Origin of the sequence: Leptolyngbya sp. FACHB-36 (assembly GCF_014695955.1) — a bacterium.
In the GTDB taxonomy this organism is placed as follows: domain Bacteria; phylum Cyanobacteriota; class Cyanobacteriia; order Leptolyngbyales; family Leptolyngbyaceae; genus FACHB-36.
Map to the genome: position 1 here is coordinate 1 of NZ_JACJPG010000225.1, position 9,307 is coordinate 9,307.

General features: G+C 51.8%; 11 protein-coding genes and 1 riboswitch. Of the genes, 2 read left to right on the forward strand and 9 right to left on the reverse strand.

What is annotated here, in order from left to right:
• From H6F43_RS05295 to petG, 8 genes are all read right to left on the reverse strand, one after another.
• On the reverse strand, positions 1-488 hold a 488-nt coding region (locus H6F43_RS05295; protein ID WP_190341392.1), incomplete at its 3' end, for an ATP-binding cassette domain-containing protein.
• Between the two features lie 130 nt (positions 489-618).
• The gene (locus H6F43_RS05300) at positions 619-1,473 is read right to left on the reverse strand and encodes an ABC transporter permease (protein ID WP_190341394.1); all 855 of its coding nucleotides are present in this window, start codon (positions 1,471-1,473) and stop codon (positions 619-621) included.
• Positions 1,474-1,501: 28 nt separating this feature from the next.
• Positions 1,502-2,545, reverse strand: coding sequence for an ABC transporter substrate-binding protein (locus H6F43_RS05305; RefSeq protein WP_190341396.1), 1,044 nt, complete (start codon positions 2,543-2,545; stop codon positions 1,502-1,504).
• 653 nt (positions 2,546-3,198) lie between these two features.
• The gene (gene hypB / locus H6F43_RS05310; RefSeq protein WP_190341398.1) at positions 3,199-3,891 is read right to left on the reverse strand and encodes a hydrogenase nickel incorporation protein HypB; all 693 of its coding nucleotides are present in this window, start codon (positions 3,889-3,891) and stop codon (positions 3,199-3,201) included.
• A gap of 37 nt (positions 3,892-3,928) precedes the next feature.
• Complete coding sequence (gene hypA, locus H6F43_RS05315) at positions 3,929-4,306, reverse strand: hydrogenase maturation nickel metallochaperone HypA (protein ID WP_190341400.1); 378 nt, start codon at positions 4,304-4,306, stop codon at positions 3,929-3,931.
• A gap of 61 nt (positions 4,307-4,367) precedes the next feature.
• Positions 4,368-5,564 (reverse strand): agmatinase family protein, encoded by a 1,197-nt coding sequence (locus H6F43_RS05320; protein ID WP_190341402.1) that lies wholly within the window; start codon positions 5,562-5,564, stop codon positions 4,368-4,370.
• 83 nt (positions 5,565-5,647) lie between these two features.
• A riboswitch (guanidine-I (ykkC/yxkD leader) is annotated at positions 5,648-5,776 on the reverse strand.
• Positions 5,777-6,024: 248 nt separating this feature from the next.
• Positions 6,025-6,417 carry a phospholipid-binding protein gene (locus tag H6F43_RS05325; RefSeq protein WP_190341404.1) on the reverse strand — a complete coding sequence of 131 codons (393 nt, stop codon included), beginning with the start codon at positions 6,415-6,417 and terminating at the stop codon, positions 6,025-6,027.
• Positions 6,418-6,672: 255 nt separating this feature from the next.
• A complete protein-coding gene (gene petG / locus H6F43_RS05330) occupies positions 6,673-6,786 on the reverse strand; it encodes a cytochrome b6-f complex subunit V (protein WP_190341406.1) in 114 nt (37 codons plus the stop codon).
• A 204-nt stretch (positions 6,787-6,990) separates the two neighbouring features.
• Between petG and H6F43_RS05335 the strand changes: the two genes are divergently transcribed.
• Together H6F43_RS05335 and lepB are read left to right on the forward strand one after the other, a co-directional pair.
• Positions 6,991-7,365 carry a cytochrome c gene (locus H6F43_RS05335; RefSeq protein WP_190341408.1) on the forward strand — a complete coding sequence of 125 codons (375 nt, stop codon included), beginning with the start codon at positions 6,991-6,993 and terminating at the stop codon, positions 7,363-7,365.
• Positions 7,366-7,537: 172 nt separating this feature from the next.
• Complete coding sequence (gene lepB, locus H6F43_RS05340) at positions 7,538-8,131, forward strand: signal peptidase I (protein ID WP_190341410.1); 594 nt, start codon at positions 7,538-7,540, stop codon at positions 8,129-8,131.
• 51 nt (positions 8,132-8,182) lie between these two features.
• Here lepB and H6F43_RS05345 read toward each other — a convergent pair.
• Positions 8,183-9,307: dihydroorotase (locus H6F43_RS05345; RefSeq protein WP_190341412.1), on the reverse strand; the 1,125-nt coding region annotated here is incomplete at its 5' end.

Genomic DNA, 9,307 nt, shown 5'->3' on the forward strand with positions numbered 1-9,307 from the left:
GCGCCAAAGGGTTCATCCATTAACAGCATCTTGGGTTCTGAGGCAAGGGCACGGGCGATCGCAACACGCTGCTTCATGCCGCCTGATAGCTCTTTTGGTAGCGACTTAGCGAAACTAGTCAGTCCCACCACGTTCAGATACATGCTGGCTTTCTCGCGGCGCTGCTTTTTGGGTACACCTTGAAGCTTCAGTCCAAATTCTGTGTTTTCCTGCACGCTCATCCAGGGAAATAGCGTGTAGTGCTGAAACACCATGCCGCGATCGGGTCCCGGTCCGGTCACGTGCTTGCCATCGACTTTGACTTCTCCCTGAGTCGGCATATCTAGCCCAGCAATTTGCCGCAGCAGCGTAGATTTACCAGACCCTGACGCTCCTACCGCACAGACAAATTCACCACGCTGGATGCCCATAGTGATGTCCCGCAGGACAACTAATGGTCCACTCTTAGTGGTGAAGTGCTTATGCAGGTTGTTGATTTGTACAAACATATGTGGACCCTTTAATTTGCGATAGGTGTATGAAATGTGAAGTTACTAGCAACGAATTTGTGATTTGCGGCTAGTCGATCGCCCGTATGAGTATCTAGTGATGACTAACCACAAATCACGAACAGCCAAATTAGCGCTTCTGAGCCGCCCACTTACAGGAAACTCGCAGCAGATATTGAAATAGCAAATCGAACGTTAGACCGATAACGCCAATGACGATCAGCCCAACAAAAATCTCGTCCGTTTTGAGGAATCGACCTGCGACGCTGATTCGCCGTCCCAGTCCCTCCGTTGCCGCAATCAGTTCAGACACAATCACCAGTTGCCAAGCGGCTGCCAAATTAATTCGGCAGGCATCAAGGATACCGGGCAGCACATGAGGAAAGATAACCTGAAGCAGCGTTTGAAGGCGATCGCCCCCTAATGTATAGGTAGCTTCGATCAGATCCTTCGGCACAAACTTCACCGTATCCATCACCATTAGCGCGTTGAAAAAGAACACCCCAATGAAGATCAGCGACACTTTTGGTCCCTCTCCGATGCCCATATACAGAATCAGCAGCGGAATGAAGGCTGGGGCAGGCATATAACGCATCAGCCCGAACACTGGTTCCAACAGAGCGCGAATGCTGGCAAAGCTGCCCATCAGCACGCCGACTGGAATCGCGCAAAGGGCAGCTAAGCCGAAGCCAACCCCAACTCGCCACAAACTAGCCACCGTGTCAATCTGAAGCTCTCCAGTGCTCCAGAGCCGCTGGAATGCCTCTAACACATTCGCGGGAGACGGTAGAAATTTGGGATCGACGGAACCCACTGTAGTAATCAGCCACCACAGCAGCAGCGGCACGCCGATCGAGGCTGCCATCAGCCCCCAATTCAACGGTTTTGGAATGTCTTCAGCGAGCCGCCAGAAGACGGTTGGCTGAAGCGTTTTAGCGGGAGCAGGAACGCTGGTTGCGCTGAGCGAATTAGTACGCTGGCTCATGGTTTGCGTGGGAGAAGGAACAGCTCGGTTAGGACTTTTTAGCTTTAGCGGCGTAAGCTTTGACGAAGCGATCGTCAAATATCTTGCTGAGATCCGGTTTGGATTTCGCGAGTCCCACCTCCGTTAAAAAGTTCGACATCAGGTTTGCCGCATACGAGAGCGAGGTCATGTCGTTACCCGGTTTAAACGCTTTCAGGTTGTCTTCAACTGTGAAAATCTTGGTGCCAGCCGCGTATTCCTTGTACTCCGCCACAGAAACTCCGGCTCGCTTTGCCATGATTTCCGTAGCTCGGTCAGGGTTTGCCTTCATGTAATCCAGCGTGGCGAACCAAGAATCAACCATTGCCTGTACGCGATCGGGATTCTCGTTGACAAACTTACGCGTGAACACTAAGTGGTCGGGAATTGCGCCCGGAAACTCCTTGGAGGAAAACAGTTCTTTGCTGCCGGGACGCTTGAGCGCTTGCGTCGTGAAGGGGGCAAATACTCCCACAGCATCCACCTGTCCCGCTACAAAAGCCGCTGCGGCTTTTCCAGTCTCTAGCGGTTGAAACTGAATGTCTTTGGGATCCAGACCTGCTTTTCTCAATCCCAAAAGCAGCAGGAAGTGATCGACCGTTCCTTCTTCTGCGGCAACTTTCTTGCCCTTGAGATCGGCGATCGAATTAATGCCGTCCCGGACAATGATCTTGTCGTTTCCAGTAGAGTTATCGTTAACCAGCACTACGACCTGATCGCCACCGCTAGCCACCGCGCTAATTGTGTCATTCAGCGTTTGAGAGTTTGCGTCAATCTGTCCTGCGGTCAGCGTGTTGATCGATTCCAAATAGCCGTCAAACCACTTCAAATCAACCGCGACGTTATTTTTCTCTAGTATTTTTTCGTCTTGTGCTACTTGCCAGGGAAACCAACCGGGCCAAGCGCTGAATCCCAGACGGACAGTCGTTCCACCTGCCGTTGAGGCGCTATTGGCGGTTGTAGACATCTGGCTAGCTGGGTTCGTGCAGCTAACAATCAGCACGAGACTGACTAAAAATAGTCCAAGGTAGGTAAACAGAGATCGAAGCTTCATCATGTTGTCTTGCAACAGGCAATAAGAGGTTGTCGGGAGCAGTTTATGCTCATCATGAAGAAAAACTTATCTAGGGCAGGTACTCTAACGGAGTGGTCCAGATAAGTAGTAGATGCGACGGACGCACGAACTTCTAGCGGTTCGTTGGAGCCACAACTCGATCGCGCCCAGTCGATTTGCCGGATTAAGCAACGATCGACGATTAATCCTGAAACCAAAGTAGCGTCAACCGCATCAGCAAGCGAGAGATATAAAGGGGTCATGAAGAATCACTCATGTGACTGATTCACTCCTCCCGGGCTTTTGTCCCGCCGTGTAGCTGCTGACTAGCTCATCAAAAACTTTCTAGCAAGCTTGCCTCCCTTGGACCAGTCACTTCAGCTGCATTGCTTAAGCCGGAACCCTAGAGGCTACTTAATTGGTTTGTTGTATCCCTTGCCAACGTACTACTCCAGCCTCAGAAAAAATGTATTGATTCTATCCGTTTGGCTAAATTGTCAGCAGTTCTTAGCCTTGCAATTCTGCGACTGCCGTAGTTCCGTGCCATCAGAAGGCTTAATCTTCTAGTCGATCGCTTAAGCTGCCCCCGCTTCCAAAAAAGCAACGCTCACTCCCGTTGGGAGTGAGCGTCACGAGTTCTGTGAGTGTGTCAATTAGTCTGCGATCGCCTTGGCTAGCTGTGCTACCTGCGCCTGCACCCAGGCATACCACGCCTCCAAACCCTCGCCAGTTTTAGCCGATATCGGCAGGATTGTGACGTGCGGATTCATCTGCCGCACATTTGCCTCGATTCGGCTTACATCCACGTCTACATAGGGGGCCAGATCCAGTTTGGTGATCAGCAGACAATCCGCTTCCTGGAACATGATGGGATATTTCAGCGGCTTGTCTTCGCCTTCAGTAACGCTGAGGAGGGCAACCTTCACGTGTTCGCCTACTTCGAACTCTGCCGGACATACCAAGTTTCCAACATTCTCAACCAGCACCACATCAAAACTGGTCGGGTCATACTCGTGCTCTAAGCGATGAATGCCGCCCGCGACCATTTTAGAGTCAAGGTGGCAAGAGCGTCCTGTGTTGATAGCAATTACAGGAACTCCATACTGCCGTAGGCGATCGGCGTCCAGTTCCGTCGTCATGTCGCCTTCAATCACCGCAATTTTAAGCTTGGATCGGAGTGCCGCCAGCGTTTTTTCCAGTAGCGCCGTTTTTCCGGCACCGGGGCTGCTCATGATGTTGAAACAGGTGATGCCCCATGCGTCAAAATGAGCGCGGTTGTGGTCAGCTCCTGTTTGGTTGGCGTGGAGCAAATTGATCCCTAGGGCAGCGTCGAAGGTTTGGTGCATGAGAGTGAGGAAGCGAAGAGGGCAAGAGTGAGAATTTTTAGCTGCGAGCTTCTAGCTGTTCGGAGGGGGTGGTGTATTCAATGCGATCGATCTTGAGTTCGCGTCCAGAACGGATATCGTCCATGGGCGATCGACAAGTTGGACAGGCGTATTGAATCCCGATTTCGGGGTGATATTCGTGCTGACATTGATGGCAGTAGGCAATCAATGGCGTTTCCTGAATTTGAAGTGTTGCGCTGTCCAAAAACGTGTTGCGGGTCTGCACCTCGAAGGCAAACTGCAAACTGGCGGGTTCAACACAGGTAAACCGCCCCACGATTAGGTGAACGCAGGAAATACTAGGCTGCTCCGGCTGCTCCTCCCACCAGTTCCGCAGGGTGAGAATGAGCGATTTTGTCATGTCTACTTCGTGCATACTGCTCTCTTGAGCTTTAGTGAATCAGCATTGGCTGATTCACTAAAGTAGATTAAGTAGATTACGTCCACGCTTGGTCAACTTGCATATTTGCCTCTGCATGAATGTATGCAGGTTTTTGGCGGCGGGGAAGCTGTCCAGAATATACCAAGTGCGCCATTGTGTCGCAGACGACACGAGTTGCCATTAGGGCAGTCATGTCACTGACATCGTAGGGCGGTGAGACTTCGACGACCTCAATGCCGCAGACAGGTGCGCGCTGCACGATCTTACCAAGAAGCGACAGTGCTTCACGTGGTAGCAAACCACCCGGTTCAGGCCAGCCCGTTCCAGGGACAAAGCCCGCATCAATACAGTCAATGTCAAAGCTAATCCAGACGCAGTCGGTACCATCCAGCGCCCGCTCTAGGGCAAAGTCTGCTGCCGCGTCGATTCCTCGCTCCACGATATCTGTCACGGTCAGAATGTTGGTCATCCGCTCCCGACAAACCTTGACCCCATCACGCGGTACCTGCCACCCCCCGATGCCCAACTGCACCAGATTCTTCGCAGGCGCGTTTGCCATATTGGTCGCGTGGAACCAAGGGCAGGTATGCATCCGCTCGTCTAGGTCGGTCTCCTGGGTATCGGCATGACGATCGAAGTGAATAATCCCAACTTTCTTATCGCCTAAGTGCCGACAAATTCCGCGTACCGTGGGAAAGCCGATCGAGTGGTCACCGCCAAGAATGATTGGGAAAGCACCCGAACTGAAAATATGGGCGATTCCCTTAGAAATTTGGTCAAACGATTTCTCGTTATTTGCAGGAATGGTAAAGACGTCACCCACATCACAAAGGGTGATTTGTTCACGCAAATCCACGCCCAGTTCAAAATGGTAGGGCGTGTAGAGCGCTGAAATGCGACGAATGCCTTGAGGTCCGAAGCGGGTACCCGGACGGTAGGTCGTGCCGCAGTCGTGAGGCACACCCACGATCGCCACATCATACTCTCCCACGCGCCGGACATCTTCTAGGTAGGGCGCTTTCATAAACGTGTTAATGCCCGCAAAGTGGGGTAGTTCCCCGCGCGAAAACGTGGGAATGCGGCGATCCCGAATGCTGTCGGCTGCCTCTAGCCCATATTCCAACCCCCGCGTCACTTCCTGCTGCCATCCAGTCATCGGCAGCCGCGCTTCTAGCTCTAAGGCGCGGTCGCCCTGGCTGGTCGGGGGTTGAGGAGTCGAATCTGGACTCTGAAATAAGGGATTATCAGTCATCTGAATTACTCAACTCACTAGATGGAATTCAATAGAAGAAGCCCGGAAGCAATGAAAAAACCAACGCGCTGCGGTTTAATCATGTCTCCCGGGCTTTTGTCCCGCCGTGTAGCTGCCACTAAGCTTTGCTGCAAAACTTGAGTTAGCTCGCCTCTCTCGGACCAGCCATTCGAGCGTCCTCTGCTCAAATCGGAACCCTAGAGGCTGTTTATTTGCTTCAAAACGCTACCACTCACCTTACAGCAAAAGTGTATTCGTTTTACCTTTATCGATCGACGCAGCAGACGGCTAGCTTCTTTGCTCCGCACAACTGCTTCATTAAGCCACCTGAGTGGAGTACGCAGAACCTTATTCGACAGTCCTTGCGTCGGCTTCTACAATTTAGAAATAAACGACACGAATACTATGAACCACTGTGATCTACGTGGTCTCAACGGTGTCAAATCTGAGAGTCTGAGGCTTAAGCAACGTCGGAGTGCGATCGATCCAGCAGCGCCACGGCGTGAGTTTCTACCGAGCTAGCCCCTGCGACTTCAAGTGCAGTACTAGCAAGCTGGCAGAGCACTTCGTGATTGAGAACCTTACCAATTAAGATGACAACCCGTCCGCGCTGATTGATTCGCAACTGGTCAAGGTAGGCACCTGGAAATCGCTGACGGAACGTTCGCTCAACCCGCTTTGCTAGCCCGTTGTGATCATACTCACCATTCAATCCGACCCGTTCCGGTGGGATTGTAGTGAAAAAGCAGGGAACACTATTTTCAGTAAGGTTCTCAACCTGCTTCGGCATTCCAGCTTGAGACTGTGCGTTCCGATCCTTCTCCAACGACTGGCAGTGCACCAAAAACCCCATGACGATTTCCCCTTAATTGACTGGACCAGTGAAAGGCAGCGCCCCTACAGTAATGTACCGTAATGCCACAATCGATTGATGTTACGAAAGCGTCCTAAAGCTCATCGATCGAATATCATATCGCAATATCTTTATCTTTATTTAATAACCTAGAAGCCTGTCTGTACTGTAGACAACACAGGGCAAGATTTGGTTCCCCTTAGGCAAAAATGAAGCTCAGTCCTGTAACTGAGCTTCATTTCATAGTCGTTGGCGTTAGAGACCCAACTGGTTGCCACGTCTGTACTGAAGGTACGCAGCTACAAACAAACCAGCCAGCGTCACCGGAATTAAACCAAGCACAATGCCGTCAAGGATGGGTTCTATCAAGTGAAGTCTCCTTAATCTCTTAGATAATGCGTAACGTTTTGCCACTTCTCATGGTACAAGCTCTAGTCGGAAAACAACAGCGGCACACCAGGGGCACGGACAGCAAATTGCAAAGTTATCTAAAGTGGCTTTAAACTAAAATAAAGATAAAAGTTGATCCGTTTCCTGCGACACGTAACTTCATTACTGTTTTAGTAAAAGCGTTTGAATAACCAGCTTGTTACCGACGAGAACTTAGTGCTGCAGGTCGCTTTAACGATTTTGGCGATCGCACTTGCTGTCCTACTCGTGCTGCTGGGCGTCCACCGGTTCCAGCACTCTGATCCTTACGTGCGTAATGTTCTGTCGTTAAACGGTGATCCCGTTCTCGGGCACGCAATTTTCCAGATGAACTGCGCAGGCTGCCACGGTATTGAAGCAGAAGGTCGGGTGGGACCAAGTTTGCGCGATGTCTCCGCTCGTAAGTCGCGCGTCAGCCTAATTCATCAAGTCATCAGCGGGCAGACACCGCCAATGCCACAGTTTCAGCCTGCGCCCCAGGAGATGGCAGACCTGCTGAGCTACTTAGAAAGTCTTTAGTCGTTCTGTCATAAGATCACATTGAGCCTGAGGTAGGTTAAAGGCACTGTCTGCGATGGAACGATTGCCTATCCATGAACGTCGGTCCTTTAGATAAGACCAGTCAGCCTGCTGACGACGGGACTTAAATTCCGAATTAAACTAGTTAAAACGACTTCTCAGTTGAGTACCTATGACCCGTGTTTCCAGTAAAGCCTCTGATAACGAACCGCCTCGTCAATCGTCTGAGAATCCGGTTGTTGAAGTGCTCAAAACGATCGGTTTGAGCGCGGTGTTAGCCTTTGGTATCCGGACGTTCGTTGCCGAGGCTCGCTACATTCCTTCTGGTTCCATGCTGCCAACGCTGCAAGTTAACGATCGCCTCATCGTGGACAAAATTGGTTACCACTTCAAGACTCCACAGCGGGGCGATATTGTTGTATTCTCGCCGACTGATGCGTTGCAAAAGCAGAATTTTCACGACGCGTTTATCAAGCGAGTGATTGGCTTGCCTGGCGAGAAGGTGCAGGTAAAAGCTGGACGGGTCTACATTAATGACCAAGCGTTGAGAGAGAACTACGTTGCTGATGCAGCGCAGTATGAGTATGGTCCAGTGACGGTACCGGACGGGTCGTATCTCGTGCTGGGCGACAACCGCAACAATAGCTATGACAGCCACTACTGGGGATTTGTCCCTCGCGATCGCATTATTGGTCGTGCGGTAGTGCGGTTTTGGCCCGTCGACCGCGTGGGCGAAATTGTCCCGGACCCAGCTTATAGTCCCTAGCTTTTAGTTACAGATAGATTACGTTTGATCGTCGTGCCTTGATCATTGTGCTCAAGGACACCACGTTTTGATTACCCGGCCCACAACTGGTTGTCCCAGCCATGGAGTGTTGCTGGAGTGACAGTGGAGCGACTGTGCCTCCACCGCCCACATCTGCTGTGGATTGAATAGCGTTAGCTCAGCGGGTTGATTGGGCGCGATCGCTGCCGGACCTTGCTGTTGTAAACACCTTGCAGGGTCAGTGCTAAGGCGACGCCATAGCTCGAGCGCAGACCATCTTCCCGATTGGACAAAGGTATGCCACAGCAACGGCAGGGCAAGCTCTAGACCAATTGCGCCCGGTGGAGCTTCAGCAAAAGCAACCGTCTTTTCTTCATACGTGTAGGGTGTATGGTCAATGGCGATCGCATCAATCACACCCTCCTGCACCGCTTGAATTAGCGCGAGGCGATCCGAGGGAGTTCCCAACGGCGGATCGAGGCGCAGATTTGGGTCATAGCTGCCCAAAGCGTTCGTATCTAGCAGTAAATGCATCCAGGTTGCACTAGCAGTAACAGGTAACCCGCGTGCTTTAGCGCTGCGAATTAGCTCTACACCGCGAGCAGTAGAGAGTTTCATCAGGTGAACAGGCGTGCCTGTGGCTTCGATGCACTCCAATAAACCTGCCAGCGGCAACGTTTCCGCGATCGCAGGAATTCCGGGTAAGCCAAACCGAATCGAGTCCGCTCCTTCGCGCACGACACCATTGCCGCCCAGAACAGGTTCGCACGCCCACAGCGCCACTGGTTTGTTCAGCGATCGCAGATACTCCAACAGTCGCCGCACCAGTGCTAAATTCGTCAGCGGTTTGCCATCTGCAAACCCAATAATATCTAGGGCAGCAAGCTCTGCCAGTTCCGTCATCTGCTGACCATGAGTTGCGATCGTGAGGGCAGCCCAAATGTAAAGGTGAGGACCGTAACGATCGCGCTGCAAATCATGCAGCCAAGCAATGCTCGCAGGATTATCCAGAGCAGGAACCGTGTCAGGTAGAATCGCTAAGCGAGTAAACCCACCTGCCCTTGCGCTTTGCAGCAGTGATGCCAGGGTTTCTCGCTCCTCAAATCCAGGCTCTCCAGAATGGCTATAGAGATCTACCAGTCCGGGTCCAAGCACCCAACCGCGACAGTCTTGCAC

Bases quoted from the DNA above. Each gene is read 5' to 3' on its own strand.
- H6F43_RS05300 (WP_190341394.1), bottom strand. From the start codon at position 1,473: ATGAGCCAGCGTACTAATTCGCTCAGCGCAACCAGCGTTCCTGCTCCC.
- H6F43_RS05305 (WP_190341396.1), bottom strand. From the start codon at position 2,545: ATGAAGCTTCGATCTCTGTTTACCTACCTTGGACTATTTTTAGTCAGT.
- hypB (WP_190341398.1), bottom strand. From the start codon at position 3,891: ATGCACCAAACCTTCGACGCTGCCCTAGGGATCAATTTGCTCCACGCC.
- hypA (WP_190341400.1), bottom strand. From the start codon at position 4,306: ATGCACGAAGTAGACATGACAAAATCGCTCATTCTCACCCTGCGGAAC.
- H6F43_RS05320 (WP_190341402.1), bottom strand. From the start codon at position 5,564: ATGACTGATAATCCCTTATTTCAGAGTCCAGATTCGACTCCTCAACCC.
- H6F43_RS05325 (WP_190341404.1), bottom strand. From the start codon at position 6,417: ATGGGGTTTTTGGTGCACTGCCAGTCGTTGGAGAAGGATCGGAACGCA.
- lepB (WP_190341410.1), top strand. From the start codon at position 7,538: ATGACCCGTGTTTCCAGTAAAGCCTCTGATAACGAACCGCCTCGTCAA.